Raw genomic sequence first — 24,891 nt, forward strand, 5'->3', positions numbered from 1 at the left:
TTCACGCCGCGCCGGACCGGTGGTCAGCTTGCCGCCGACACTTTCGACTTGCCGATGCAGGTATAATCGAACCCGGCCTCGGCCATGTCGTCCGGGTTGTAGATGTTGCGTAAATCAATCATCACCGGCGCCTTCATCAAGCCCCGAACCTTGTCGAGGTCGAGGGCGCGGAATTCATTCCATTCGGTAAGGATCGCCAGTGCATCCGCATCGGCCATGGTGTCATAGGCGTTCTTGCACCAATCGACGCCGTCCAACATGTGCTTGGCTTCGTCCATCCCTTTGGGATCATAGGCCCGGACCTTGGCGCCGGCCGCGATCAGGGCGGGCACGATATCCAGGGACGGGGAATCCCGCATATCATCCGTATTCGGCTTGAAGGTCAGGCCCAAGACCGCAATCGTCTTGCCGGAAACGGCGCCGCCGCAGGCGTCGATGATCTTTTGCGCCATGGCCTTTTTGCGCTTGGCGTTGATGTCGACCACGGTTTCCACGATGCGCAGCGGTGACCCCGCATCCTGCGCCGTGCGCACCAAGGCAAGCGTATCCTTGGGAAAACAGGACCCGCCATAGCCCGGCCCCGCGTGCAGGAACTTGCGCCCGATGCGCCCGTCCAGACCGATCCCCCGGGCCACGTCCTGCACGTCGGCATCCAAAATCTCACATAGGTCGGCAATCTCGTTGATGAAGGTGATTTTGGTCGCCAGGAAGGTATTGGCTGCGTACTTGATGAGCTCCGACGTCTGGCGCCGGGTGAACACGATCGGCGTCTCGATCAGATAGAGCGGACGGTAAAGTTCACGCATCACTTCGCGGGCATCCTCCGACTCCGTGCCGATGACGACACGGTCGGGGCGCATGAAGTCCTCGATGGCCGCGCCTTCACGGAGGAATTCCGGGTTCGAGACCACGTCGAACTTGGCGTCGGGCCGGGCTTCGCGAATGATCTTCTCGACCTCGGCTCCCGTGCCGACGGGCACCGTCGACTTGGTGACGACGACCGTATAACCCGTGATCGCCTGGGCGATCTCTTCCGCCGCCGCATAGACGTAAGACAGATCCGCATGGCCGTCACCGCGCCGGGATGGCGTGCCGACGGCGATGAACACCGCATCCGCATCCTTCACGGCCTCGGCCAGGTCCGTGGTGAAGCTGAGACGCCCCGCCTCCGCATTGCCTTCAACCAGTTTCTGCAGACCGGGCTCGTAGATCGGCATTTCGCCTTGCTTCAGGCCTGCGATCTTACCCGCGTCCTTATCGACGCAGATGACGTTATGGCCGAATTCGGAGAAACAGGCCCCGGACACCAATCCCACGTATCCGGTCCCGACGACGGCGACATGCATGTTGTAACTTCCTTCAGAGGTAGGTTTTCAAGGTGGCGCGGACGCGGTCGGCCATATCCGGACGCTCCAGCGCGAAAGCGACATTGGCTTCGATGAACCCGGCCTTCGATCCGCAGTCAAAACGCCGGCCCTTAAACCGCAAGCCGTGGAACGGCACCGTGCCCAAGGTCTTGGCCATGGCATCGGTCAATTGAATTTCGCCGCCCGCCCCTTTTTCGTGGCGATCCAGATGCTCGAACACCTGGGGCTGCAGGATGTAGCGGCCGATGATCGACAGGGTCGAAGGTGCCACCGAGGGGTCCGGTTTTTCCACCAGGCCCTTGGCGCGGGCCAGGCGGCCGTCGTCCTCGGCAACATCCAGGATGCCGTACTTGTTGGTGTCCTCAAGCGGCACATCCTCAACCGCGACGATGTTGCCGCCGACTTCCCGGTAGGCTTCCATCATCTGCGCCAAGCACCCCGGCTCCGCCTGCACCAGATCGTCCGGCAGCAGCACGGCAAAAGGTTCGCCGGCGACCATCTGGCGGGCGCACCAGATGGCATGCCCCAGGCCCAACGGGTTCTGCTGCCGCGCATAGGCCAGATGGCCCGCCGGCACCATGGCGTCGTGGACGATTTCAAGCTCGCGGGTCTTGCCGCGCGCCTGAAGAACCTGTTCCAGTTCGACCGCATGGTCGAAGTGGTCTTCCATGATCGTCTTGCCCCGCCCGGTGACCAGGACGAAATCCTCGATCCCGGCTGCCCGAGCCTCCTCGATGGCGTATTGGATCAGCGGCTTGTCGACGATCGGCAGCATTTCCTTGGCCATCGCCTTGGTCGCGGGCAAAAACCGCGTGCCGAGACCGGCAACGGGCAGGACGGCCTTCCGGACAGGTGCATTCATGTCGGAACTTTCTGCTGTGAACTTTCAGCGTCGAAACGGTGCCAACCGCTGGACGGCACGGCGATGGGGCCTTTTTGTGCCATACCGCCCCCGACGCCGCAACCGCCCGATTGATCCGGCAGCGCCCCCTGGATTTCTCCCGTTTTCGCCTTTTGCGCCGCGGATCGTCACGGAACCGTAACGCGAATCGCTTTTGCACGATCGAAATCCCTTAATCGCCCAGCAACACGTCCTTGGCTTCATTGACCTGGGCCGCCAGATAGTCCGATCCGCCGTGGTCCGGGTGCAGCCCGGAAATGATGCGCTGGTAGGCGGCCTTGATGGCCTGGCGGCTCGCCCCTTCGGACAGGCCCAACACCGCCAATGCTTCCGCCCGCGTCATGGCGCCCGAACGGGACGGTCCGGCACCGCCGGTTTTTGGCCCCGCGTCTTCGGCGCGGTCATGCCAATCGGGATGAACCCGGTCCAGATAGGCTTCGAGGACACGGGCCGAACCCTCATCCTCGGTCCAGCAATGACGCAACAGATCAAGCTTCTCTGACACCGTCATGTCGTCCAGTCGGCGCCCCTTGTAGGGCCCGTCGATGACCTCGCCCCAGACATCGCCCGTGTCATGGTCCAGGCCCATGCGCAGGAAACGGGTTTCCACGTCCGATGTCTGGCCCGTGGGCGCCCCCTGCCCGACGCCGGCCATACGCGAGAAATTGCGCGCCGCGCGGTAGGCCGTCCGGGCCCGCAGAAGCATGGGGATCAGCGCCGACAACGCGAACACGGCCCAGCCGAGCCGCCCGGTAATGACGAAGAACAGCGCCAACACCACGGCCAGGATGCCGAAAACGTAGAACAGGACCTTCTTCAAGGTCTTCACGTTCGCGGTCGCGTACCAACGCGCACCAATCAGGAAGGCCGCCAGCAGGGCCACGCCCAGTACCAGATAGGACATGGCGCCTAAGCCCTCCTGATCTGATGGGCGATGCGCAGCGTCTCGCCGCCCTTGGCCTGGGCATGGTTTTCCAGCGCCCGTCGCCCACCCGCCGCATAGACCGCGACGGCGGCCAACAGTTCCTTCAACGTATCGGCGCTGGCCGCGTCGAACGAACAATACGCACCACCCGACAGCTTGGCGATCTGCTGGAACCCGAACCGGGCGATCGGGTCCTCTCCTTCGTGAAACATGAACACCGGCACGCCCAACAGACCCAGCTCGCCCGCCGTCCGGCCCAATGCGTCCACGTCCTCTTCGAAACTATCGCCGACGTAGACCAAGGCGTTGATCCGGCGCTTGCGGGTTTCGTTCACGGCATGCTTCAAAAGCTTGCCGATCTGCGTTTCACCGGCCAGGCATCCGACGCCGGTCATCAACCGCGTCAGGTCATGCGTGTCGCCGGTCCATTTCGAGACCTTGAATTCCCCGAACCCGCGAAAGAATGCAAGCTGGACATCCAGACCGCCCAGGTCGCGCGTGACCTGAAACATCTCGCCCTGAAGGCGGGCGGCGCTGTCCCAGCTCGGCTGGCGACTGGCCGTCGCGTCCATGCCGAACATCAACCGGCCGCGGCCGTCCCCGCGTGCCTGCACGGGTGCGCGCGCCAATTTGTCCAGAAACGCATCGACGTCCGCCCGCTTGGCGGGTGCGCCGGCGGCGTCTGATTTCGCAAGCTTGTCGTCGTTGCCCATGAATCCCGTCCTTCACCTTGAAAGATAAGGTGTTCGGGCGTCGTTCGCCAGCGCAGCGGGGAAACCGCCGGTCTAAGCCGGCAGCGGCGGCAAGTGCAGTGCGCCGATCAGGGCGCGGACTTCCTGCCGCGCCGCCAGATGCGACATGGACATGGCCGCCGGGTCGCCGGTTTCCTTGATGTCCATGATGGTCAGACCGGCCAGGAACAGTTCGCGGTAGATCACCCGTTCACCGAACCCGGGCAGAAAGCGGAAGCCGATGCGCTGGGCCAGTTGGTTGAGCGCCTTCTCCATCTCCTGGCGATTGCGCGAATCAAGCGGGCTCAGGCGGTTGCGCAGCACGATCCAATCCATCTTGCCGCCGTCGCGCCGGGCGCGGACGATTTTCTGCTTCCAGACCATTTCCGCGTACTGGCTGGGTCCCTTCACGATCATCTCATTGCTTACCTCGACCCGGGCCAGAACGTCCAGGTCGACGAAGCTATCGTTCAGGGGCGTGACCAGGGTATCGGCATGGGAATGGACGGCTTCCGACAACGGCGTGGCGCTGCCGGGGGTGTCGATGATGACGACCTCGGCCGCCGCGCGGGCCGCCGCGAGAACGCCCGGAAAGGTGTCCGTACCGTCGCCGCCCGAGGGGGCAACGTCGAAGAATTCCGGCATCGGGACATGACCTTTGATCGTGCGGGCGTAAGCGCGGCGGTTTTCCAGAAACCGGCGCAGCGATCCCTGGCGGATGTCGGTGTCGAGCACGGCGACGCTGTGCCCGGCCCGCATCAGGCCCACGGCAAGATGCATGGCGGTGGTCGACTTGCCACTGCCGCCTTTTTCGTTGCCGACGACAATGACGTGGCCTTGCATGCCCTGCCCGCTCACGCCGGGCGCATCCAGATGGCGGTGTCGTGGAACGCGGCCCCGCCGCCCGGCAGCGCCGCGTCGGCGCTGACGATCGTGTTGATGCCGCGTCCTTCCTCGAAGGCTTCGTTGGGCCAGATGCCCTCGACCACCACCGTGTGGTCCTGCAAACCGTCGAACGGCCGGACATGCACGACCAGATCGCCCAGATCGTTGCCCAGGCGCACGCGGTCACCTTCCTCCAGGCCGAGCGCCTTGCAGGTATCGGGGTGGATCAGAGCCATGGGGCGGCCTTCCTTCTTGCGGCTGGACGGCATTTCCGTGAATGAGGTGTTGAGGAACCGCCGCGCCGGGGCGGCGACCAGACGGTAGGGATGGACGGCCGACGCACCGTCGATGACGTCCAGATGATCCGGCAGGGCCGACATGGCGTCACAATCCGCGCCAATCTTCGACCAGTCGGCGGCGAAGTGGAACTTGCCGTCGTCATGACCGAAGCCGTTCAGGAAATGCGCCTCCTCGAACGGTTTGGCGCAGTCGACCCAGCCTTCGGCCAGAACGTCATCGGCGCCGGGTCGGCCGCTGCGGCGAAGCGCGTCGTCGATCAGCTCCCAGGCCGTCATATGGAACGCCGGATAGTCCGATCCCAAACGCCGCGCCAGCCCGTTGATGACATCGACGTTGGACCGGCATTCACCGAGGGGCTCGATCAGCGCCTTGTGTACCTGGAGATAGAAGTGGCCGCCGCCCTGATACATGTCCTCGTGCTCCAGGAACATGGTCGCGGGCAGGACGATGTCGGCCAGCTTGGCCGAGGCCGTCATGAATTGCTCATGCACGCAGGTAAACAAGTCGTCACGCATCATGCCGTCGATGACCCGAGTCGTTTCCGGGGCCACTTCGGCCGGGTTGATGTTCTGGGTGAACAGCACGGTGACCGGCGGCCCGTCCTTGAGCGCATGGGCGTCTCCGGTCAGCACGCGGCCGATCTGCGACATGTCGAGCGCCCGTGTGTTCGGATCGACCACGTCGAGCCCTTTGATCAGGGTGCCGTCGACGCCGTAAAGCTCGCGGTTGGAAAAAAGCGCCCCGCCGCCCCGGTGCTTCCACTTGCCCGTGACCACCGGCAGGCAGGTCACGGCATGCATGTTGGCGGCCCCGTTGCGTGACCGCGTAAAACCGTAGCCGCAACGCAGATAGGCGCGTTCCGTCTTGCCATATAACCGCGCGAAGTCACGGATGTCCGCCGCCGGAATGCCGGTAATTTCCTCCGCCCATTCAGGGGTGCGCGTGGTCAGGTGCTGCTGCAGGTGTTCCGGGCCGTCCGAAAACTCGCGCATGTAGTCCCAGTCAGCCAGATTTTCCTCGAACAGCACCTGCATGACTGCGCAGGCAAGGGCGCCGTCCGTGCCCGGGCGGATCGGAATGTGGAGGTCCGCTGCCTCCGCCGTCGGCGTGCGGTAGGGATCGATGACGACCAGCTTGGCGCCCCGCGTCTTCCGCGCCTTGGCGATGTGGGTCATCACATTAACCTGGGTTGAGACCGGATTGCCGCCCCATACGACGATCAGGTCCGATTCGGCGATCTCGCGCGGATCGGCCCCCCAGATCTTGCCGTGCCCGGCGACCCAGCCGTTACAGGCCGTCGTCACGCAGATAGTTTCGTGTTCGCGGGAAAAGCCGAAGGCATGGCGGAATCGGTGGATGCTGTCGCGTTGCACCAGGCCCATGGTGCCGGCAAAGTGATAAGGCCAGACGGTCTCTGCGCCATGGGTCGCGCGGGCGCGTTCGATTGCTTCGGCAACCTCGTCAATCGCCTGATCCCAGGTGATCCGGCGAAATTCGCCCGACCCCTTGGCACCAATGCGTTGCAGTGGATGGGTCAAACGCTCCGGATGATGGACACGTTCGCGATAGGCCGCGACCTTGGCGCAGATCACGCCCGCCGTGTAATCGTTGCGTGGGTTGCCTCGCACGCGGCCGATGGTGTGGTCGTCAAGGACCTCGACCTCAAGGGCGCAGGTGGACGGACAGTCGTGGGGGCAGGCCGTGGGCCGGAATTCGGGTTGCATGGCGGAAATCTACTCTCCACCCCGCCGTCGGACAAGGAACCGATAGGGGCAGGACAGGAGAAATCGCGGCCCCGTTCACCGTGCCGCCGCCGCCGTGCTATGCTGCGGATCACTGCCGGATAAGGACTGATTAACCCTTGCCCACTATGGTATCGGCGGGAAAAAGCATCGACAGGAAGACCATGACCGCAATCCGTCCGACCGCCCTTTCGGGCGTCCTGAGCGCCGCCCTTCTGGCAATGAGTGCCCTCACGCCGGCAGCAGCGCAGGCGCCGGGTCAGGTGCGCGCTCAGGGTGAACCTGTACAGGCTACTCCTGCCGCGCCCGTGCTCGGCAAACTGACCAATTACCGCGACGAAATGCGCCGGTTGATCACCAACATCGCCAAATTCGCCCGCGAGAAAAATCCCGGATTCGTCGTCATCACCCACAACGGGATGGAGCTTCTGCAGAAGCGCGACGAAGTCGACGAAAAAAAGGTCTACCCGGCCCGCGCTTACATGATGTCGATCGACGCCATCCTGCAGGACGGCATGTTCTACGGGTATGAAACCTTCGGACAACCGACTTCCAAGGAGATGAAGGAAACCTTCGCCCAGTTGGTCGAGGTCGCCAAGCGCGACCGGGTCAGCATCCTGACCATGGATTTTGTCCGCGACCCGAAAAAGATCGACGAGGTTCTGGCCGCCAGCCGCAAGCAAGGCTTCCTGCCCTTCGTCGCCCACAAGGAATTGTCCGTGATAAACAGTCTGCCGCCTTATCCGGCCAGGCCGTTTCACGAAAACTCGAACCACGTCCTGTCCATGTCGAACGCCGAAAACTATCTTTATCTGCGCGACACCACGGCTTTCGGCCAGGAAGACGAATTCGCGCTGAAACTGCATGACACCAATTACGACATGGTCATCGTCGACGTATTTCACGGCCGAAAGCCGTTCTCCAAACGCGCGATCGAGACCCTGAAGTACAAAAAGCTGGGCGCGCGCCGCCTGGTCCTCGCGCGCATGGATGTGGGCACGGCGGCGACCTATCGCTTTTACTGGAAACCGGGCTGGCAATCGGGTGCACCGCGCTGGATCACCGCCCCCTACCCCACGGACCCGGACCGCTACTTCGTCGAATACTGGCGCCCGGAATGGCACAAGATCATGTACGGCGACGCCAGTTCCTTCACTTTCGGCCTGTTGGCCCAGGGATATGACGGCGTGGTCATCGAAACGGTCGAGGCTTACCGCTACTTCGAATCCGACGGTCAGGACATGGCGGCCTTCAAGTAACGGGCGGCTCCGGCCGTTTGGGAGGACGGCAGCCCATGCTGACCAGGACCGACAGCTACGACAGGCTCTACGACAGCTTCACCTGGGACATCCCGGTGCGTTTCAACATGGGCGTCGATGTCTGTGACAAGAACGCAGCGCGCAACGCCGACGCCCCGGCCTTGATCGTCACCTCGCCCGAAGGTGACCTGGTGACCTACAGCTTCGGCGCCCTGCGGGCCTTGTCCAACCAGGCCGCCAACATGTTCCAGGCCCACGGCCTGACACCGGGTGACCGCGTCGCCGTGCTGCTGCCGCAGTCGGTGGAGGCCGCCCTGACCCATGTCGCCGCCTGGAAGGCGGGCTTGATCTCAATCCCCCTGTTCACTTTGTTCGGCGAGGAAGCGCTCAGCTTTCGGCTCGCCGATTCCGGGGCCGCCGCCCTGGTCACGGACCTCGCCAATTATCCCAAGATCGCAGCACTGGCGGATGCGCTGCCGGACCTGAAACGGATCTACGTCATCGACGCCGGGGCCGACGGCACCGGGTTCACGGATTTCTGGGGGGCCCTCGGCCGCGCGTCCGACACATTCCGGCCCGTCGATACGGCCACCGACGATCCCGGGTTGATCATCTATACCTCGGGCACCACGGGCAATCCCAAGGGGGCGCTGCACGCCCACCGCTGCCTGCTGGGCCATCTGCCGGGGGTGGAAATGTTCCACAATTTCCTCGGCCAGCCCGGTGACCTGATGTGGACGCCCGCCGACTGGGCCTGGATCGGCGGCCTGATGAACACCCTCATGTGCGCCTGGCATCACGGTGTGCCCGTGGTTGCCCACCGCGCCCGCAAATACGATCCCGAGGAAGCCTTGGCCCTGATGGCGCGCTTGGGCGTGCGCAACACCTTCATGCCGCCGACGGCACTGCGGCTCATGAGTAAGCTGCCGTCGCCCAGGGGGCGCCATGTGCTCAACCTGCGTTCCGTCGCCTCGGCGGGGGAACCCGTGGGGGCTGACCTGATCCAATGGGGCCGCGAGGTCCTGGGCCTGAGCATCAACGAATTCTACGGCCAGACGGAATGCAACGTGGTCGTCGCGACCTGCGCGGAAATCATGGCGGCCAAACCCGGCGCCATGGGCCGACCCGCCCCGGGGCATGTGGTCGACGTCATCGCCCCCGACGGCACCATCCTTCCGCCGGGACAGGAAGGAGAAATCGCCTGCCGCGCCCCCGACCCGGTGATGCTTCTGGAATACTGGAAAAACCCAGCCGCCGCCCAGGCCAACCTGCGGGACGGCTGGTGGCGCATGGGCGACACGGGATACCGTGACGACGAGGGCTACCTGTGGTTCGTCGGACGCGGCGACGATGTCATCACCTCGGCCGGATACCGTATCGGTCCGGGCGAGATCGAGGACTGCCTGAGCCACCATCCCGCGGTGCAACTGGCCGCCGTAATCGGCGTACCCGACCCGATCCGCACCGAAGCCGTCAAGGCCTTCATCGTGCTGATGCCTGGGTTTGAAGGCGGGGCCGCGACGGAACAGGACATCCGTGAATTCGTGAAGACGCGTCTGTCATCCCACGAATACCCGAGGCAGATCGAATTCGTTGACCAATTGCCCATGACCGCGACCGGCAAAATCAAGCGCAAGGACCTGCGCGACGCCGAACGGGCAAAGACCGGCGACACCTGACGACCAACCGCTTCAGGCTTCTTCTTAGGCTTTCGCGGCTGTCCGCAAGCCCTAGGTCAAGACGCCTGGTCCACCCATTGAATGACAAAGCCGTCGTCGGGCGGAAACCGCTCGGCGATCATCTCACGGGCCGTGTCTTCGTCGGTGGCGACGATATCGTGAACCTGGGCGTCGGCCCAGTTATCGTCGAAGAAAGAATGGGATTGATTGTCCTTAACGAGTGACCGGACATCCTTATTGTAGATGGCGACTTCGAAAACCTTGTCGCCGTCCTTGGTCGGGTGCCTCATCCGCCAGCCCCTTTTTCCGCGCGCCTTCCGGATTTGTTTCCTCCGGGTCCACTGCGTCCGCATCCGAAAGAAAAGCGCAAGCAGCGGAATGTCTTTTGTTATGATTATGTGACAATCGTTGCCGCCCACTACTTTCAATGTCAACGAGCACCTGGAATTGATTTATATGTCCGTATAAATCATCGATTTTCAGCCGTTTTCCGCAATTCCCATGGTTCTCTTCAACACCGTGCGCGGCCTGCTTCGGCATCGAATCGCGGAACCTTCTGTCTGAATAGGAACAGTGATGTCCAAAACGATCGACTACTACTTCACCGTGACTTCCCCTTGGTCCTATCTGGGAGACGCCCGGTTGCGCGTCATCGCGGATCGGCACGGCTGGCGGATTGATCACAAACCGGTCGACATGGGCGAGGTCTTCGCCGTTTCGGGCGGGTTGCCGCTCGCGAAACGCCCGCCGCAACGGGTCGCCTACCGCATGATGGAGTTGAAACGCTGGCGCGCACGGCTCGGTGTCCCTCTGACGCTGGAGCCTGCATTCTTCCCCGCCGCCGACAAGTCGGCGCGGCGGCTGATTCTGGCCGCCAAGAAGGACGGCATTGACGCCCAACGGTTGGGGGAACTGGTCCATGCGTTCATGCGCACGGTCTGGGTCGATGAAAAGGACATTGCCGATCCGGCGACCCTGGCCGAGATAATGACCGGCATGGGGTTGGACAGCGCACACCTGCTGGCAAGCGCGGACACCGCCGAGATCGACGATATTGCCCAGGCTTATACGGAACAGGCGAAAAGCATCGGCGTGTTCGGCGCGCCGACCTATGTCATCGACGGGGAACTGTTCTGGGGCCAGGACCGCCTTGATTTCGTAGAGGAAAAGGTGTCCGCTCAGGATCATGGTTGATGCCGCCGCGCTGAGCACCGTCGAATGGGTTTTCGCCTATGGCTCGCTCATGTGGAATCCCGGGTTCGCGTACACGGACCGCCAATCCGCCGCGCTCGAAGGATTTCACCGCGCGTTCTGCATCTTCTCTCACCACTACCGGGGCACGCCGGCCAAACCCGGCTTGGTCCTGGGCCTGGACAAGGGCGGTAGCTGCCGGGGCATCGCCCTGCGTTTCGCCCCCGCCGATCGCGACGCGGTCGTCGCCTACCTGAATGAACGGGAGTTGACCGGCTACGCCTACCGTCCGGCAATCGTCACGGCGACACTTGAAAACGGACAATCCGTCGCCGCCTATACCTTCGTGACGGACCCGACCCATCCGCAATACGCGGGCGACCTTGGCCCGGCGCGCTCGGCGGAACTGATCATGGCGGCCTCGGGACAAAGCGGGCTCAACCGTGATTACCTGATAAACACGCTTAGTCAGTTGGAATTGCTGGGGTTTCGCGATGATGCTCTGCATGCCTTGTTGGCCCGGGTGCAGCATCTGACGGGCCTTCTCGACCAAGGTAGCGGGATTTGACCCGCCCGTGCAGGTCCGTCGGCCATGTGCGCAATTCGGGACGCCGTGATAGAATCCGCCCGGCGATAAGGAAAGTTTAAGGTTTCCCTGGTCAAATTCACGGTTAATGGCAGATGAAGAACCTGCCCACGGCGGGCCACCGGCCCGAATGGCCGCACTCACCGCCGGATAACGGAGCAAAGCAATGGCTGAAGACACCGCCCCCGAAGAGAAAACGGAATCTGAAAAGGTTCATGCTCTCTATGACGTCCAGGTGGAAATCACCGCCGTCCTCGGCACGGCGGAAATGCCGATCAGCCAGATCTTGAAGCTCGGCCGTGGTGCCGTCGTGGAACTGAACCGCACCGTCGGCGAGAACATCGAAATCCATGCCAACAACCGGCTGGTCGCCAAGGGTGAGGTCGTGGTCGTCGAGGACCGCCTGGGCGTCACCCTGACGGAAGTGCTGAAAATCAGCCAATCCCTTAAACAGTAAGGCCGCTTGAAGGCCCCGCCTGACAAGGCCGGGCCCCCTGGAGTAAAGGCAACCGCCATGGCCACCGACAGTGATATCTACCGCGCCGCCAATCTGTTGATTCAGGAATTCGGCGAAATGGCGCCCATCGGCGCGCAGGTGAAGGCAGACCAAATGCAGGACCGGGGCGACCGTTCCGCACGGTCGGTCTGGCTTCGTGTCGCGCGGGCAACCGAGGAACTGCTTTCCAGTTCCACCCCAGACCGCGCCGCCCTGAACTAACGCGCCAAGCCGGGAACAACGCGCCGTTCCGGTTTCTCTAGCCGTCTTCTTCAAGCGGCCGCGCGATGTCGCGCGGGCTGATCATCGTCATCGCCCGCCCGGGATCGATCATGGAAATGAAGTAGGACTTGAGGAAACTGTCAGTCAACACCGCCGCCTGACGCAGCCGCTCTCCCGCCGTAACCAGGCGGTCGACGCCCTGGGTTTCTTCAAGCGCCCGGTTGACCGTTTCCGCATTTCCCACAAGATCGGCAAAACGTGGTTGCCGGGTTGCCGCATCGGATTCCAGATCCGTGGCGAGACCTTGATTGTCCGCCTGGGCCAAGGCCTCCGCTTCGAGACCGCGCGCCAGTGTGGCCGCGCGAATCTCAACCCGACCATCGCGCGCTTCCGTTGCACGCAACCTGTTCAGGCGCGTGGCAAGGTCTTCCTGTACCTCGTTCTTGGACAGGATGCGGTCGATGCCGGAACCGGAAACAATCTCAACCATGCCCAGAATATGGGCGCATTTCTTGGTTAATGCGAGCCCCCAGAACGATCTTCACGCAGCTTTGAAGTATCCCGTGCAATGCCTTAAGAGAAGGGATCATGGTATTGTTTCGCATTCCCAACCTGTCGAGGCTCCCTGCCCCCATGCCCCATTTCCTTCGCACGCCTTCCTTGCTCTTGACCCTGCTTTCCGTAACAGGGGTGATGCTGATGCTGACGGCGACACCTGCATGGGCCGACAGCGGCCTGCTCGACACCATGTTGCGGTCGGCCAAGGAGGCGCCGGTAAAACTCTACGAAGGCAAGGCCAAGACCTACCGCGCCGGAGTGATGACGCCTGAGACGCTGGCGGCCTGTCTCATCCTCGCCCATCGCATCGACGCGGTCGCCATCGAGATCGAGACGGCGAAAGGAACGATCCGCGATCTGGACGGCCGGATCCAAGAAGCCGGGCCGCGCCTGCAGCACCAAGCGATGGCGGCTTTGACCGACCCGGAACGGCGCAAGACCTATGAGGCGCAGATTTCCGATTACAACGCCTGGGTCGAAGAACGGCGCGGCACGGTCGAGGCCCATAACCGTCAGGTTCGCCTGTATTCGGAAATGTCCGGACGGTTCAACGGCGAATGTAACGGCCGGTCGTACTTCCCGAGCGACCTGGACGTCGTCAAAGACAGTCTGCCGCCCGAAGTCGCGACGCGGATCCAATAAGCAGCCCTGAAAGCCGCTCACACCAAAGTTAATGGCGCTCGGCGTCAATCAAGACCAGACTCGGGCCCGTGATGACAATTCATGCGGCCTCACCCCTGCCCCGGCTAATCGCGCTCAGCACCGCGGTGCCGCCGTACAAGTTGGCCCAGGCCGATATCCGCGCCTGGGCCCGTACTCAGTTCAAGGGCCGGGTCCGCGATATCGACCGCATGCTGCCGGCCTTCGATAACGCAGGCATCGATACCCGCTATTCCTGCATGCCGCTGGATTGGTTTTCCAAACCGCGCGGCTGGGCGGAAAAGAACGCGCGTTATCTGGAACACGCGGTCGACCTGTTGACCGAAGCGGCCGAGAATTGCCTTGCCCAGGCGGGCATAACGGCCGAGGACGTGGATGCGCTGGTCACCGTATCGACCACGGGAATCGCCACGCCGTCGCTCGACGCCCGCCTGTTCGACCGCCTGCCCTTCCGCGCCGAGACGACGCGCCTGCCCCTCTTCGGCCTGGGATGTGCCGGCGGGGTCAATGGTCTGGCCCGCGCCGCCGAGATCGCCCAGGCGCGGCCGGGGGCGCGCGTCCTGTTTCTGGTGGTGGAACTCTGCGGCCTGACTTTCCGTGGTGCGGACCTGTCGAAAAGCAATGTCATCGCCACGGCCTTGTTCGGCGACGGCGCGGCGGCAGCGCTGATTACCACGGATGGTCCCGGCCCCCACATCGCCAGATCGGGCGAACATACTTGGCCCAAATCCCTCGACGTCATGGGCTGGACGGTAGAAGAAGACGGACTGGGCGTGGTGTTTTCCCGCGACATCCCGAATTTGGTGGAAATGGAACTACCGGCCGTGCTGCAACGCTATCTGACCCAGGATAATCTAGGCATCGGCCATATCGACGCCTTCGTCGCCCACCCCGGCGGGGAAAAGGTCATCACCGCCCTGGAAACCGTGTTCGGGCAACCGGCTGGCGGACTCAACCATTGCCGGTCGGTGCTGCGCGATTTCGGTAACATGTCGGCGGCCACCGTCTTGTTCGTCCTGCGCCGCACGATGGACGCCGGTTTCGGACACACGCCGGGCAAACGAGCCTTGATGTCGGCCTTAGGCCCCGGCTTCACGGCCGGGTTCCTGACCCTGGAAACGGTTTAGGGCTGCCGCCGTGCCGACCCTTTGGATCGTCATCGCCCTGGTCATCCTGCTGCGTTTGGCGGAACTGGTTTATGCCGGGCGCAATACCGCCCGCCTGCTGGCCCAGGGCGGGGTTGAGCACGGGCGCGGCCATTACCCGGTTATCATCGCCCTTCACGCGGGCTGGCTGGCCTCCCTGGCGCTCCTGGTGCCGCCGGACACCCCGGCGCAATGGCCCTGGCTGGCGCTGTTTGCCATGCTGCAGGTGGCGCGGGCCTGGGTCATCGCCTCCCTGGGGCCTTATTGGACGACCCGCATCATCACCCTGCCCGGCGCCCCCTTGGTGCGGCGCGGGCCCTATCGTTTTCTGCGGCATCCAAATTACTGGGTGGTCGCGGCGGAAATCGCCGTGCTGCCGCTGGCCTTCGGGGCCTGGCAGATCGCGCTGGCGTTTTCCACCCTCAACGCCCTGGTGCTGGCGTACCGCATTCGAGTGGAACAGGCCGCCCTCGCCCCCCGGCTCCCGATCACGGACTAAGCGTCAGCACATCACCGTCGACCCGGTAGCCGCCCAGGCGGCCGAGAAAGCTCATGCCCAGGAGCGAGCGTTTCATCTCCGCCCCGTTGACGGACGCCCGCACATCCGTAACCACGATGGGACCGATGCGGATTTCCGCCAGCCGCACGGGCGCACCCGTCACCGTGCCGTTGGCGGTTTGATAGATACGGTTGAAGTTGAGCGACTTGAGATCGAAGCCCAGGCGTTCGGCATCGCGTGGGCTGAGCACCACCTCGCTCGCCCCCGTATCGACCAGGAAGCGGATGGCCACACCGTTGACCAAGGCTTCGGCGACGAAATGGCCGTGATCGCCGGCGCGGATGGCGACATCGCCGGCGGCGGTTTCCTGGGCCCGGTGGGGCATCAGTTCGCCCATCAGACGGTCGCCCAATGCCTGGAACTCCGCGCGGAAAGAATAACCCAGCAGCAGCACGGCCCCGAGCCCAACCCAGATCGCGGCATGGCGCAGGGCCTGGCGGGCCTGGAACCGGCCATGGGCGATGGCCGCCCCGCCGATCACCGCGACCAGCAGCAAGGCCTGGGTCAGCTGGATTTGCTCTCCCCGCGTCGTCAGGGCTTCGGGGAATTGCAGGGCCAGGAACAGGACCAGCCCGGCCAGGGCCAGACCGATCACAATCATCAGAATGACGGAACGTCTCATGGCGCGGAAGCAGACCGACCCGCCATCATTTCTTTGCGGGCGCCGGCAGGACGCAGCGGAACACGCTGACGCTGGACTGCACGAACAGAAGCGAAGATTGGCGCGGGCCGGTCATCACGTGTTGGGCCTTGCGGCCCAGGGTCTGGCAATAGTCGTCGGCCTTCACCTCGGCGACGAAGAACTGGTTCGCCGCATGCTCGATGGTGATTTCCTCGCCGGTCTTCTCGACGACCGTACAGGCACCGAGCAGGGCAAGCGCGGCAATGGCGATGGTGTTGCGCATGGTCCTCTTCCGTTCCGGCGCGATGGCAGGCGGCAAGATTAGCATATTTTCCGGCAGGATTAAGGCCGCCGGATCAGCGCCCGGTCTTCTTCCGCCACGCCGCGTAATCGGCCTTTGCCTTCGCGGTCGTCGCGGGGTAGAGGCCGATCACGGGGCGGCCCTTCTTCACTTCCTCGGTGACGAAGTCCTCGAAGGCGGTCATTTCGGTCGCTTCCTGGGCGATGGCGTCGGCCAGATGGATCGGAATCACGCAGACCCCTTCGTCGTCGCCGACGATCACGTCGCCGGGAAACACGGCGACGTCGCCGCAGCCGATGGGGCCGTTCAGCTCGATCGCCTGATGGCGGGTCAGGTTGGTCGGGGCCGAGGGCCGGTTGTGATAGGCCGGGATGTCCAGGTTGCCGATTTCCGGCGCATCGCGGAACCCGCCGTCGGACACCACACCGGCGCAGCCGCGCATCATCAGGCGGGTGACCAGGATCGAGCCGGCGGAGGCCGCGCGCGGATCCTTCCGGCTGTCGATCACCATGACGTAACCCTTGGGGCATTCCTCGACGCCGACGCGCTGCGGATGCTTGGGGTCCTGGAACACGGAAATGGCATTCAGGTCTTCCCGCGCCGGGATGTAGCGCATCGTGTAAGCCTGCCCGACCATGTTGCGGCCCTTGGGCGAGACCGGGAGAACGTCCTGGATGAATTGGTTCTTCAGGCCGACCTTGAACAGCGCCGTGCACAGCGTCGCCGTGGACACGTTCATCAGCAGGTCGCGGGTTTTCTTGGTCAGCTTCTTAGCCATGGGATGCTCCGCTCAGAAGATGTCCGGTTCGCCGGTCGGCGCACCGAACTGGGTTTCCAGATAATCGAAATCGCAGCCTTCGTCGGCCTGGCGAATGTGCTGGGCGAACATCCAGCCGTACCCGCGTTCGAACCTGGGCTTGGGCGGTGTCCAGGCGGCGCGGCGGCGTTCCAACTCGTCCTCGTCCACCAGCATGTCGATGGTCCGGTTCGGGATGTCGATTTTGACGATGTCCCCGGTCTTCAGCAAGGCCAAGGGTCCGCCGACATGGCTTTCCGGCGAGACATGCAGGATGCAGGCGCCGTAGCTGGTCCCCGACATGCGGGCGTCGGACATGCGCAGCATGTCGCGGATGCCCTGCTTCAACAGCTTCTTGGGCAGCGGCAACATGCCCCATTCGGGCATGCCCGACCCGCCTTGCGGCCCGGCGCCGCGCAGCACCAGAACATGGTCGGCGGTGACGTCCAGGTTCTCGTCATCCACGGCCTTTTTCATTTCCGGATAGCTGTCGAACACCAGGGCCGGGCCTTCGTGGTTGTAGAACCGGGGGTCGCAGGCCGACGGTTTGATGACGCAGCCCTGGGGCGCCAAGTTGCCGCGCAGCAGCGCCAGCGAGCCTTCGTCATAAAGCGGGTTGTCGAGCGGGCGGATGACGTCGTCGTTATAGACCTCGGCCCCCTCCAGGGTTTCGCCCAGGGTCTTGCCGCTGACGGTCACGGCATCCAGCTTCAGATGCCCGGTCAGCCGCGACATCAGGCCGCGCAGGCCGCCTGCGTAATAGAAATCCTCCATCAGGTAGGTGTCGCCCGAAGGCCGGACATTGGCGATCACCGGCACCAGGCGCGAGAAGGCGTCGAGGTCTTCCAGCGTCATCATCACGCCGGCGCGGCGCGCCATGGCGATCAGGTGGATGACCGCGTTGGTCGAACAGCCCATGGACATGGCGACGATGGCCGCGTTGTCGAAGGCGCGGCGGTCGAGGATTTTTTCCGGCGTCAGGTCTTCCCATACCATGTCGACGATGCGCCGCCCGGTCTGCGCCGCCATGCGGATATGACCCGCGTCGGCGGCCGGGATCGACGAGGCGCCGGGGATGGTCAGGCCCAGGGTTTCGGCCATGGCGGTCATGGTCGATGCCGTGCCCATGGTCATGCAGGTGCCGTAGGACCGGGCAATGCCGGCTTCGACTTCGGTCCATTCCTCGGCCGTCAGGTTGCCGGCCCGGCGTTCGTCCCAGTACTTCCAACCGTCGGAACCCGAACCCAACGCCTGGCCTTTATAGTTGCCGCGCAGCATGGGCCCGGCGGGCACATAGATCATCGGCACCCCGGCCGAGATCGCGCCCATGACCAGACCCGGCGTGGTCTTGTCGCAGCCCCCCATGAGCACCGCCCCGTCCACGGGATGGGAGCGGATCAGTTCCTCCGTCTCCATGGCCAGCATGTTGCGGTAGAGCATGGTCGTCGGCTTGACGAAGTTTTCCGACAGGCTGATGGCCGGCAATTCGATGGGGAAGCCGCCCGCCTGCTGCACGCCGCGCTTCACGTCGTCGACGCGATGCTTGAAATGCGCGTGGCACGGGTTGATGTCGGACCAGGTATTGATGATCGCGATGATCGGCCGACCTTCCCAATCGGCCCGGTCATAGCCCATTTGCATGGTGCGCGAGCGGTGGCCGAAAGAGCGCAGGTCGTCGGGCGCATACCAGCGGGCGGACCGCAGGTCAGCGTAGGTCTTGGTCTTCTTGGTGGTCATAGTGGTCGCACGTCCTGATCAGGAAAAACCGTCCGCCAAGGCGAACATGAACACGATCAACGCCAGCCCGATAAGGGCGCCGGCGATACCGGGCGCAATGCCATAAAAGTCGCTTTCATGGACGCCCTCCTCTTCAAGGTCGTCGTGCAGTTCTTCGGGCGTGGTGAGGGGATTGCTCATGTAACCTCCACTGGACCTAGTTTAACGCCTGGGGCATCCACAGGGCGATCTGCGGGAAGAACATGACCAGCAGCATGCCGATGATCTGCAGGCAGATGAACGGCAGCACGCTGATGAAGATTTCCTGCAGGGTCACGTCCTTGGGTGCGACGGACTTCAGCCAGAAACAGGCCGGGCCGAAGGGGGGACTGAGGAAGTAGATCTGGATGTTCATGACGAACAGAATGCCGAACCAGACCGCCGCCCATTCCGGGGTCATGCCCAATTCCGGTCCCAGATCACGCACCACCGGGGCGAACACCGGCACGGTGATGAAGATGATCGCGATCCATTCCATGAAGGTGCCGAGAACGACCAGGATCGCCATCATCACGAAGACCGTGCCCAGGGGGCCCAGACCCGCACCCTTGATCAATTGGCGCATGAAGTCGGCGCCGCCGATCAGGTTGTACAGCCCGACGAAGGCCACCGCGCCCAGGATCAGCCAAATGATGGTGCCGACCACCGCCATGGTATTGGCCAGGCAGTCGCGCAACAGGGCGTAATTGAACTTGAAGCGCACGGCGGCGACGGCGATGGCGCCGAACACGCCCACGGCGGCCGCTTCGGTGACGCTGGTGATGCCGCCGTAAATCGATCCCATGACGCAGAAGATCAGGGCGACGCACATGACGACCGCCATGATCTGATGGCGGCCCAGCTTGGTCTCCTCCCCGGTCTTCAGGGCGATTTCCGCCGCCGTCGGGGCAAGGCTATGGTTCAAGTTGCAGCGCACGAGAACGAACGTCACATAAAACAACGCCAGCATCAGGCCGGGAACGAATCCCGCGCTGAACAGGTCGCCGATGCCGACGTTGGCGCTCAGCCCATAAACGATCATGACGATCGACGGCGGAATAAGCGTCGCCAGGGCGCCCGCGGCGCAGATCAGGCCGATGGTCAGCTTGCGGTCGTAGCCAAGGCGCAGCATCTGCGGCAGAGCAACCAGGCCAAGCATGACGATCTCGCCGCCCATGACACCCGACATGGCGGCCAAGATCACGGCAACCACGGTCGTCTGCACCGCCACGCCGCCGCGCAAGCCGCCGGCGAAAATCGACATGGCGTCGAACAGGTCCTGGGCGATTCCGGCGCGTTCCAGAATCGACGCCATCAGCACGAAGAACGGTACCGCGATCAGTGGATATTTTTCCAGCAAGTCCATGGCGTTGGTGGACACCAGGTACATGCCCTGCAGGCCGTAGAACGCCAGGGCACAGACCACGGAGATGATTAGTGTGACGATGCCGAGCGGCATGCCCGTCATCATCAGAACCAGAAGCGCCGCGACGATCAGCAGTGAAATGGTCGCGATGCCGACGCTGTCGCGGTCGACTCGAAACTGGTCGATGACGCTGCCGGATGCGTCGTGCAGGTATTCTTCCAGATTGACCCACATGCCGCCGCCACCCTCACCGTAGTGGGCGAAAACCTGTATCAACAGGCGCAGACAGACCAGCGCCAGGACCGCATAGACGGTAACTTGCAGGGCGTGGGTACGGAAATGACGGCCCAGGTTGACCAGCAATTGCACGAGGTAAAGAAACAGGCCGGCGAACAAGATGGTCTTGAGTATCATGGGCAGCGGCGAGTTCCAGGCCGAACCGCCCCGCTCCACCAGGTCAATGCTTTCCAGGGCCCGCACCAGGGTATCGGACACCAGCATGTAAAGGGCGATGACGCCGACCACCATGGCGAACAGGTCGAGCCACCAGCGGACCCGTTCCGACACCATGAGATAGAACACGGTAATGCCGATATGGCGTTTCTGCAGGGTCACGAAACCGGCCGACAGCATCCATGCGCTGGCGCACAGAACCATCACCACCTCGAATACCCATTGCGTGGGCGAATGGAAGACGTAGCGGGCCACGACCTCCCACATCGTGCAGAACGCGGCGATCAGGTAGAGGTTGCCGACCGCAAGGCCGAGAAATCGGCTGAAATGGTCGACGGCTCGGTCGAAGGTTCCGCCCGAAGGCGCACCCACCAAGGTTTCCGTGAATCCAGACATGGGCCCCCTCCTGGATCGGCAAAATAAAAGTTGTGAAATTGAATAGCAGAACCGCCGCGCCCAATCCGGGCGCGGCGGCAAGGTGCTATTTAGTCAAGAAGACCGACGGAGCGCATGTACTTCAGATGCGCGTCCAGGGCCTCCCGGGCGAGGGGCGATTTCGATGCGAAATCTTCCCAGGCGCCGACGGCGATTTTGCGGAACTTGGCGCGTTCCTCCGTCGACCAATCAATGACGGTGATATCGCCGCCCTTGCGTTGCGCGTCGGCGATCTTCTGGTCTTCAAGATCGGCTTCACGGCGCATGGCGTCATAGGCGGCCTGATACCAGACTTCCAGCGCGGTCTGCCCCTGCGGGCCCAGCTTGTCCCAGACCTTCTTGTTCACGATGAACTGCAGAACGGCCATGGAGTGGATACCCGGGTAAATCGGATACTTGGCGACCTTGTAGAGCCCCTGGGCGCTGTTGTTTACGTGGGCGGAGGCATCGGCGGCGTCGATGACCTTCTTCTCAAGGGCCGTATAGACCTCGGAGAACGGCAGCGACACGGGCGCTGCACCAGCGCGCTTGAACACCTCAGCGGCCAGACCTTCCGGGGAACGTACTTTCACGCCCTTGAAGTCGGCAACGCTCTTGATCGGAATGGTCGAAACGAAGGCTTCCTTGGCATAGGGGCCGCAGCCGACGACGTGCACCTGACCCTTGGTGTACTTGTCATACATCTTCTGCAGGATTTCCTTGCCGCCACCGTACTGGCAGAAGGTGCGAACCTGATCGACCGTGTCATAGCCGGCGATCAGATCGCCGATCACGGCAAAAGCGGGATCGCGACCCGAGAAATAGGAAACGGCGTTCAAGTCACCGTCGAGGATGCCATTGGCCACGGCGTCGATGGTTTCACGGTGTGGGACAACGGCCTTGGTCGGCAGAACCTCGATCTTGACCGCACCGGAGGTCATGGCATCAAGCTTCGGCGCCCAGGTGTCCGTCATGAAGCGGTGGGCCCAGTCACCGGCCTTCGAGCTGGCCTGAACTTTGAGCGTTTTTGCAGCGGAACCGCCGGTCGTCCCGGCAATGACCAAGCCGCCGACGGCAAGCGCCATCAGTGTCTTTTTAAACATGATCTTTGGATCTCCCTAAACGTAGTTCTTATGACGGTGATATTGACTTCACTCGCACTGAAATACTAATATATTAGTTACAGAGTCAAGCGCAAAGCTGGCTCGCAGGTGCAGCAAAAACCCAGCTTTTGCGCCGTTTTTCAGGGATACCAACCACGTGACACCTGATTCGACCGGCCTGTTCAGGGAGCGTCCTGCCCCGCCGAAAGGCGGACGTCTGACGGCCGTTCAGCAGATCTATCAAACGGTGCGCGACCAGATCGTTTCCCTGGACCTGCCACCCGGCACGGTGCTTCAAACCCGCCAGATCGCGGAGACATTCGGCGTCAGCCCGACCCCCGTGCGCGAGGCCTTGATCCTGCTTGAGGAAGAAGGTTTGGTCGACGTCTTTCCCCAGTCGCGCACCTGTGTCTCTATCATTGACATACAGAGTGCCCGCGAAGCCCATTTCCTGCGCCGCAGCGTCGAGGTTGAGATTGCCCGCACCCTTGCCATCGACATCAGCGACGACGAAGTCGCTGCCCTGCGCACCGCCATCGACCGCCAAAGAACGGCGCTTGAGGCCGGCGACCTGTCGGCCTTCCTGCCGGCCGACAACCGGTTCCACGAAATGACGTATGAGATGGCCGGCGTCGGCGGCTTGTGGGACATCATCCACGCGCGACGCGCTCATTTGGACCGGCTGCGTCGCCTGCACCTGCCGACCGAAGGCAAGGCGGCGAAGATCATTCGTGATCACGAAGCGATCCTCAACGCAATCGATGCGCGCAATCCCAACGAAGCCGAGGCCGCCGTGCGCGCCCATTTAAAGGATACAGTTTCCGCGACCGAGGAAATGCGCGCCGTCTTCCCTGAATATTTCCGATAAGAGAAAATTCCGAAACACGAACACCACGCAGACAAGGAAACATTCCATGACCACCAATCCCGTGATCGCCGACGATCAGGTCGCGGCCTACAAAGACAAAGGCTACATCGTCGTTGAAGACATCTATTCGCGCGCCGACGTCCAGGAAATGCGCGACGCCCTCGACGGCCTGATCGCCAGCGCCCATGGCTTGACGGACCACACCAACGTCATCGACCTGGAACCCAATCACACACCCGATGCCCCCCGCGTGCGCCGCATCAAAGAACCGTTCAAGAACCACGACGTTTTCAACCGCATGGCCCGCCACCCGCGCCTGATCGCGGCGCTTACGGCGCTGTTGGGTCCCGCGTTCCGCATGCACGGATCGAAGATCAACCTGAAGTCGGCGGAATACGGCTCGCCCGTGGAATGGCATCAGGATTGGGCTTTCTATCCCCATACCAATGATGACGTGCTGGCCGTCGGGGTCATGCTCGACGACATGACGGAAGAAAACGGCCCCCTGCTCTGCGTGCCGGGATCACACACCGGGCCGACCTATGACCATCACCAGGATGGCCGCTTCATCGGCGCCATGGACCCGGAGGTGCCGGGGGCCAACCTGGACACGGCCGAGACCATCATCGGCCCGGCCGGGGCCTGCAGCTTCCATCACGCGCGCACCATTCACGGCTCGGGCCAGAACACTTCAGGCCGCAGCCGCACCCTGTTGCTTTACCAGATCGCCGCCGCCGACGCCTGGGACATTCGGGGATTCGGCAAGGAAGCATCCTGGGACGAATACGCCGCAACCTTCATCGCAGGCGAACCGACGCTGGAACCCCGCGTGGTGCCCGCGCCGATCCGCCTGCCCTACCCGCCGCCCCTGAAGGGCGGGTCGATCTACGAAAGCCAGTCCCTGGCCAAGAAGAAATTCTTCGGCGCCAAGACCGCCGCCGGGTAACCCTCTCCACCGACCACGTCCATCCAGACCAAGACCGGAGCCCCCATGGCCAAGAAAAAAGTTCTCATGACCGAGCGGATCCACCCCGCCGGACACGCAATCCTGGACGCCCGCGACGACATCGAGGTCGTCATCGCCGACGACGTCAGCGCCGAAGGCCTGGCGAAAGCCCTGCCCGGCGTGCATGGCATCGCCGTGCGCACGGCCCAGCTTCCCGAAACCGTGCTGGCCCATGCCAACGACCTGCAGGTCGTCTCGCGCCACGGCGTCGGCTGCGACAACATCGCGGTCGACCATTTGACGTCGCGGGGCATTCCCGTCTGCATCGCGTCAGGCGCCAATGCGCGCTGCGTCGCCGAGCACACCATGACCATGATGATGACCCTTGCCCGCGACCTGACCGGCCAGACCGCCGCAGTGCGCGAGGGACGCTGGACCGACCGCGGCACCTTCAAGGCGAAGGACCTGTACCGCTCAACCATTCTGATCGTCGGCTACGGGCGCATCGGCCGCTTGCTTGCCCCGTTGTGCAAGGCCTTCGGCATGGATGTCGTGGTCGCCGACATCAAGCTTGATCGCGACCTCGCCGCCCAGCAGGGTGTGCGCGCGGTCGAGGATTTCCGCCCCGAGCTTCCCAAGGCTGATTTCGTTTCCCTGCATGTGCCGTTGGATGAAACAACCCGCCACCTGATCGGGCCCGAGGAACTGGCCGCCATGAAACCCGGCGTCATTGTCATCAACAACGCCCGCGGCGGCGTGGTCGACGAACATGCCTTGGCGGCGGCGCTGGACAGTGGCCATGTCATGGGTGCTGGGGTCGACGTGTTTTCCCAGGAACCGCCGCAGGACGGTCATCCCCTGGTCAATCATCCCCGAACCGTGCTGGCGCCCCATAACGGCGCGGCGTCGTTTCTGGCCCTGGAAGCGGCCGCGATGATGACGGCGCAGAACATCCTCGATCAGTTCGACGGTTGCCTGAAGGACGAGATGATTTTCAACCTGGACGGCTTGCAGCGCGCGTCCTGACAAACGGTTCGGGAGGGCTGTACCTTGAAAGAGTC

The 24,891-nt window shown here is 63.2% G+C and carries 27 protein-coding genes; 12 read left to right on the forward strand and 15 right to left on the reverse strand.

The window, feature by feature from the left end; genetic code table 11:
- Nucleotides 1-23 precede the first annotated feature (23 nt).
- The 6 genes from KFF05_10195 to KFF05_10220 form a co-directional block, all read right to left on the reverse strand.
- The gene (locus tag KFF05_10195; protein ID UTW50342.1) at nucleotides 24-1,346 is read right to left on the reverse strand and encodes a UDP-glucose/GDP-mannose dehydrogenase family protein; all 1,323 of its coding nucleotides are present in this window, start codon (nucleotides 1,344-1,346) and stop codon (nucleotides 24-26) included.
- 13 nt (nucleotides 1,347-1,359) lie between these two features.
- Nucleotides 1,360-2,229, reverse strand: a complete 870-nt coding sequence (gene galU / locus KFF05_10200) for a UTP--glucose-1-phosphate uridylyltransferase GalU (GenBank protein ID UTW50343.1) — start codon at nucleotides 2,227-2,229, stop codon at nucleotides 1,360-1,362.
- Between the two features lie 211 nt (nucleotides 2,230-2,440).
- The gene (locus KFF05_10205) at nucleotides 2,441-3,172 is read right to left on the reverse strand and encodes a molecular chaperone DnaJ (protein UTW50344.1); all 732 of its coding nucleotides are present in this window, start codon (nucleotides 3,170-3,172) and stop codon (nucleotides 2,441-2,443) included.
- 5 nt (nucleotides 3,173-3,177) lie between these two features.
- Nucleotides 3,178-3,906: a VWA domain-containing protein gene (locus tag KFF05_10210; protein UTW50345.1), complete on the reverse strand. Its 729-nt coding sequence runs from the start codon at nucleotides 3,904-3,906 to the stop codon at nucleotides 3,178-3,180.
- Nucleotides 3,907-3,978: 72 nt separating this feature from the next.
- The gene (locus KFF05_10215; GenBank protein UTW53668.1) at nucleotides 3,979-4,767 is read right to left on the reverse strand and encodes a P-loop NTPase; all 789 of its coding nucleotides are present in this window, start codon (nucleotides 4,765-4,767) and stop codon (nucleotides 3,979-3,981) included.
- Nucleotides 4,768-4,778: 11 nt separating this feature from the next.
- Nucleotides 4,779-6,833, reverse strand: coding sequence for a molybdopterin oxidoreductase family protein (locus tag KFF05_10220; GenBank protein UTW50346.1), 2,055 nt, complete (start codon nucleotides 6,831-6,833; stop codon nucleotides 4,779-4,781).
- Nucleotides 6,834-7,015: 182 nt separating this feature from the next.
- Here KFF05_10220 and KFF05_10225 point away from each other — a divergent pair, with 182 nt between their 5' ends.
- Nucleotides 7,016-8,110, forward strand: coding sequence for a hypothetical protein (locus KFF05_10225; protein UTW50347.1), 1,095 nt, complete (start codon nucleotides 7,016-7,018; stop codon nucleotides 8,108-8,110).
- A 35-nt stretch (nucleotides 8,111-8,145) separates the two neighbouring features.
- Nucleotides 8,146-9,789: an acyl-CoA synthetase gene (locus KFF05_10230; protein ID UTW50348.1), complete on the forward strand. Its 1,644-nt coding sequence runs from the start codon at nucleotides 8,146-8,148 to the stop codon at nucleotides 9,787-9,789.
- A 56-nt stretch (nucleotides 9,790-9,845) separates the two neighbouring features.
- On the opposite strand, the gene KFF05_10235 is transcribed toward KFF05_10230, so the two are convergent.
- Nucleotides 9,846-10,079 carry a hypothetical protein gene (locus KFF05_10235; GenBank protein ID UTW50349.1) on the reverse strand — a complete coding sequence of 78 codons (234 nt, stop codon included), beginning with the start codon at nucleotides 10,077-10,079 and terminating at the stop codon, nucleotides 9,846-9,848.
- 286 nt (nucleotides 10,080-10,365) lie between these two features.
- On the opposite strand from KFF05_10235, the gene KFF05_10240 reads away from it, so the two are divergent.
- The 4 genes from KFF05_10240 (at nucleotide 10,366) to KFF05_10255 (ending at nucleotide 12,284) form a co-directional block, all read left to right on the forward strand.
- A complete protein-coding gene (locus tag KFF05_10240) occupies nucleotides 10,366-10,983 on the forward strand; it encodes a 2-hydroxychromene-2-carboxylate isomerase (protein UTW50350.1) in 618 nt (205 codons plus the stop codon).
- On the forward strand, nucleotides 10,976-11,548 hold the full coding sequence (locus KFF05_10245) for a gamma-glutamylcyclotransferase (protein UTW50351.1): 573 nt from the start codon (nucleotides 10,976-10,978) through the stop codon (nucleotides 11,546-11,548). The genes KFF05_10240 and KFF05_10245 overlap by 8 nt, the downstream gene beginning before the upstream one ends.
- 184 nt (nucleotides 11,549-11,732) lie before the next feature.
- Complete coding sequence (fliN, locus tag KFF05_10250) at nucleotides 11,733-12,023, forward strand: flagellar motor switch protein FliN (protein ID UTW50352.1); 291 nt, start codon at nucleotides 11,733-11,735, stop codon at nucleotides 12,021-12,023.
- A gap of 57 nt (nucleotides 12,024-12,080) precedes the next feature.
- A complete protein-coding gene (locus tag KFF05_10255) occupies nucleotides 12,081-12,284 on the forward strand; it encodes a hypothetical protein (GenBank protein UTW50353.1) in 204 nt (67 codons plus the stop codon).
- A 37-nt stretch (nucleotides 12,285-12,321) separates the two neighbouring features.
- Here KFF05_10255 and KFF05_10260 read toward each other — a convergent pair whose 3' ends face one another.
- Complete coding sequence (locus tag KFF05_10260) at nucleotides 12,322-12,774, reverse strand: hypothetical protein (GenBank protein ID UTW50354.1); 453 nt, start codon at nucleotides 12,772-12,774, stop codon at nucleotides 12,322-12,324.
- A gap of 143 nt (nucleotides 12,775-12,917) precedes the next feature.
- Between KFF05_10260 and KFF05_10265 the strand changes: the two genes are divergently transcribed.
- The 3 genes from KFF05_10265 (at nucleotide 12,918) to KFF05_10275 (ending at nucleotide 15,146) form a co-directional block, all read left to right on the forward strand.
- Nucleotides 12,918-13,484 (forward strand): hypothetical protein, encoded by a 567-nt coding sequence (locus KFF05_10265; GenBank protein ID UTW50355.1) that lies wholly within the window; start codon nucleotides 12,918-12,920, stop codon nucleotides 13,482-13,484.
- A 71-nt stretch (nucleotides 13,485-13,555) separates the two neighbouring features.
- A complete protein-coding gene (locus KFF05_10270) occupies nucleotides 13,556-14,629 on the forward strand; it encodes a type III polyketide synthase (GenBank protein UTW53669.1) in 1,074 nt (357 codons plus the stop codon).
- Nucleotides 14,630-14,639: 10 nt separating this feature from the next.
- A complete protein-coding gene (locus tag KFF05_10275) occupies nucleotides 14,640-15,146 on the forward strand; it encodes a hypothetical protein (GenBank protein ID UTW50356.1) in 507 nt (168 codons plus the stop codon).
- Here the strand turns inward: KFF05_10275 and KFF05_10280 are convergent.
- The 7 genes from KFF05_10280 to KFF05_10310 form a co-directional block, all read right to left on the reverse strand.
- A complete protein-coding gene (locus KFF05_10280; protein UTW50357.1) occupies nucleotides 15,136-15,828 on the reverse strand; it encodes a TIGR02281 family clan AA aspartic protease in 693 nt (230 codons plus the stop codon). The genes KFF05_10275 and KFF05_10280 overlap by 11 nt on opposite strands.
- Before the next feature lie 25 nt (nucleotides 15,829-15,853).
- Nucleotides 15,854-16,111 carry a hypothetical protein gene (locus tag KFF05_10285; GenBank protein ID UTW50358.1) on the reverse strand — a complete coding sequence of 86 codons (258 nt, stop codon included), beginning with the start codon at nucleotides 16,109-16,111 and terminating at the stop codon, nucleotides 15,854-15,856.
- A gap of 73 nt (nucleotides 16,112-16,184) precedes the next feature.
- Complete coding sequence (locus tag KFF05_10290) at nucleotides 16,185-16,907, reverse strand: ribonuclease activity regulator RraA (GenBank protein UTW50359.1); 723 nt, start codon at nucleotides 16,905-16,907, stop codon at nucleotides 16,185-16,187.
- A 12-nt stretch (nucleotides 16,908-16,919) separates the two neighbouring features.
- Complete coding sequence (locus KFF05_10295; protein ID UTW50360.1) at nucleotides 16,920-18,662, reverse strand: dihydroxy-acid dehydratase; 1,743 nt, start codon at nucleotides 18,660-18,662, stop codon at nucleotides 16,920-16,922.
- Nucleotides 18,663-18,680: 18 nt separating this feature from the next.
- Complete coding sequence (locus KFF05_10300; GenBank protein UTW50361.1) at nucleotides 18,681-18,842, reverse strand: hypothetical protein; 162 nt, start codon at nucleotides 18,840-18,842, stop codon at nucleotides 18,681-18,683.
- 16 nt (nucleotides 18,843-18,858) lie between these two features.
- Nucleotides 18,859-20,895, reverse strand: coding sequence for a TRAP transporter large permease subunit (locus KFF05_10305; GenBank protein ID UTW50362.1), 2,037 nt, complete (start codon nucleotides 20,893-20,895; stop codon nucleotides 18,859-18,861).
- A gap of 89 nt (nucleotides 20,896-20,984) precedes the next feature.
- Nucleotides 20,985-22,016, reverse strand: coding sequence for a TRAP transporter substrate-binding protein (locus KFF05_10310; protein ID UTW50363.1), 1,032 nt, complete (start codon nucleotides 22,014-22,016; stop codon nucleotides 20,985-20,987).
- A 178-nt stretch (nucleotides 22,017-22,194) separates the two neighbouring features.
- On the opposite strand from KFF05_10310, the gene KFF05_10315 reads away from it, so the two are divergent.
- The 3 genes from KFF05_10315 (at nucleotide 22,195) to KFF05_10325 (ending at nucleotide 24,856) form a co-directional block, all read left to right on the forward strand.
- Nucleotides 22,195-22,884, forward strand: coding sequence for a GntR family transcriptional regulator (locus tag KFF05_10315; protein ID UTW53670.1), 690 nt, complete (start codon nucleotides 22,195-22,197; stop codon nucleotides 22,882-22,884).
- 61 nt (nucleotides 22,885-22,945) lie between these two features.
- The gene (locus tag KFF05_10320) at nucleotides 22,946-23,830 is read left to right on the forward strand and encodes a phytanoyl-CoA dioxygenase family protein (GenBank protein UTW53671.1); all 885 of its coding nucleotides are present in this window, start codon (nucleotides 22,946-22,948) and stop codon (nucleotides 23,828-23,830) included.
- Between the two features lie 45 nt (nucleotides 23,831-23,875).
- On the forward strand, nucleotides 23,876-24,856 hold the full coding sequence (locus tag KFF05_10325; GenBank protein UTW50364.1) for a hydroxyacid dehydrogenase: 981 nt from the start codon (nucleotides 23,876-23,878) through the stop codon (nucleotides 24,854-24,856).
- The last annotated feature ends 35 nt before the right edge of the window (nucleotides 24,857-24,891 follow it).

The organism is bacterium SCSIO 12827, from assembly GCA_024397995.1.
Taxonomy (GTDB): Bacteria; Pseudomonadota; Alphaproteobacteria; order Rhodospirillales; family Casp-alpha2; genus UBA1479.

What these genes read in the sequence shown, in the direction of transcription:
- KFF05_10195 (UTW50342.1), bottom strand. Translation starts at nt 1,346, where the DNA reads ATGCATGTCGCCGTCGTCGGGACCGGATACGTGGGATTGGTGTCCGGG.
- galU (UTW50343.1), bottom strand. Translation starts at nt 2,229, where the DNA reads ATGAATGCACCTGTCCGGAAGGCCGTCCTGCCCGTTGCCGGTCTCGGC.
- KFF05_10205 (UTW50344.1), bottom strand. Translation starts at nt 3,172, where the DNA reads ATGTCCTATCTGGTACTGGGCGTGGCCCTGCTGGCGGCCTTCCTGATT.
- KFF05_10210 (UTW50345.1), bottom strand. Translation starts at nt 3,906, where the DNA reads ATGGGCAACGACGACAAGCTTGCGAAATCAGACGCCGCCGGCGCACCC.
- KFF05_10215 (UTW53668.1), bottom strand. Translation starts at nt 4,767, where the DNA reads ATGCAAGGCCACGTCATTGTCGTCGGCAACGAAAAAGGCGGCAGTGGC.
- KFF05_10220 (UTW50346.1), bottom strand. Translation starts at nt 6,833, where the DNA reads ATGCAACCCGAATTCCGGCCCACGGCCTGCCCCCACGACTGTCCGTCC.
- KFF05_10225 (UTW50347.1), top strand. Translation starts at nt 7,016, where the DNA reads ATGACCGCAATCCGTCCGACCGCCCTTTCGGGCGTCCTGAGCGCCGCC.
- KFF05_10230 (UTW50348.1), top strand. Translation starts at nt 8,146, where the DNA reads ATGCTGACCAGGACCGACAGCTACGACAGGCTCTACGACAGCTTCACC.
- KFF05_10235 (UTW50349.1), bottom strand. Translation starts at nt 10,079, where the DNA reads ATGAGGCACCCGACCAAGGACGGCGACAAGGTTTTCGAAGTCGCCATC.
- KFF05_10240 (UTW50350.1), top strand. Translation starts at nt 10,366, where the DNA reads ATGTCCAAAACGATCGACTACTACTTCACCGTGACTTCCCCTTGGTCC.
- KFF05_10245 (UTW50351.1), top strand. Translation starts at nt 10,976, where the DNA reads ATGGTTGATGCCGCCGCGCTGAGCACCGTCGAATGGGTTTTCGCCTAT.
- fliN (UTW50352.1), top strand. Translation starts at nt 11,733, where the DNA reads ATGGCTGAAGACACCGCCCCCGAAGAGAAAACGGAATCTGAAAAGGTT.
- KFF05_10255 (UTW50353.1), top strand. Translation starts at nt 12,081, where the DNA reads ATGGCCACCGACAGTGATATCTACCGCGCCGCCAATCTGTTGATTCAG.
- KFF05_10260 (UTW50354.1), bottom strand. Translation starts at nt 12,774, where the DNA reads ATGGTTGAGATTGTTTCCGGTTCCGGCATCGACCGCATCCTGTCCAAG.
- KFF05_10265 (UTW50355.1), top strand. Translation starts at nt 12,918, where the DNA reads ATGCCCCATTTCCTTCGCACGCCTTCCTTGCTCTTGACCCTGCTTTCC.
- KFF05_10270 (UTW53669.1), top strand. Translation starts at nt 13,556, where the DNA reads ATGACAATTCATGCGGCCTCACCCCTGCCCCGGCTAATCGCGCTCAGC.
- KFF05_10280 (UTW50357.1), bottom strand. Translation starts at nt 15,828, where the DNA reads ATGAGACGTTCCGTCATTCTGATGATTGTGATCGGTCTGGCCCTGGCC.
- KFF05_10285 (UTW50358.1), bottom strand. Translation starts at nt 16,111, where the DNA reads ATGCGCAACACCATCGCCATTGCCGCGCTTGCCCTGCTCGGTGCCTGT.
- KFF05_10290 (UTW50359.1), bottom strand. Translation starts at nt 16,907, where the DNA reads ATGGCTAAGAAGCTGACCAAGAAAACCCGCGACCTGCTGATGAACGTG.
- KFF05_10295 (UTW50360.1), bottom strand. Translation starts at nt 18,662, where the DNA reads ATGACCACCAAGAAGACCAAGACCTACGCTGACCTGCGGTCCGCCCGC.
- KFF05_10300 (UTW50361.1), bottom strand. Translation starts at nt 18,842, where the DNA reads ATGAGCAATCCCCTCACCACGCCCGAAGAACTGCACGACGACCTTGAA.
- KFF05_10305 (UTW50362.1), bottom strand. Translation starts at nt 20,895, where the DNA reads ATGTCTGGATTCACGGAAACCTTGGTGGGTGCGCCTTCGGGCGGAACC.
- KFF05_10310 (UTW50363.1), bottom strand. Translation starts at nt 22,016, where the DNA reads ATGTTTAAAAAGACACTGATGGCGCTTGCCGTCGGCGGCTTGGTCATT.
- KFF05_10325 (UTW50364.1), top strand. Translation starts at nt 23,876, where the DNA reads ATGGCCAAGAAAAAAGTTCTCATGACCGAGCGGATCCACCCCGCCGGA.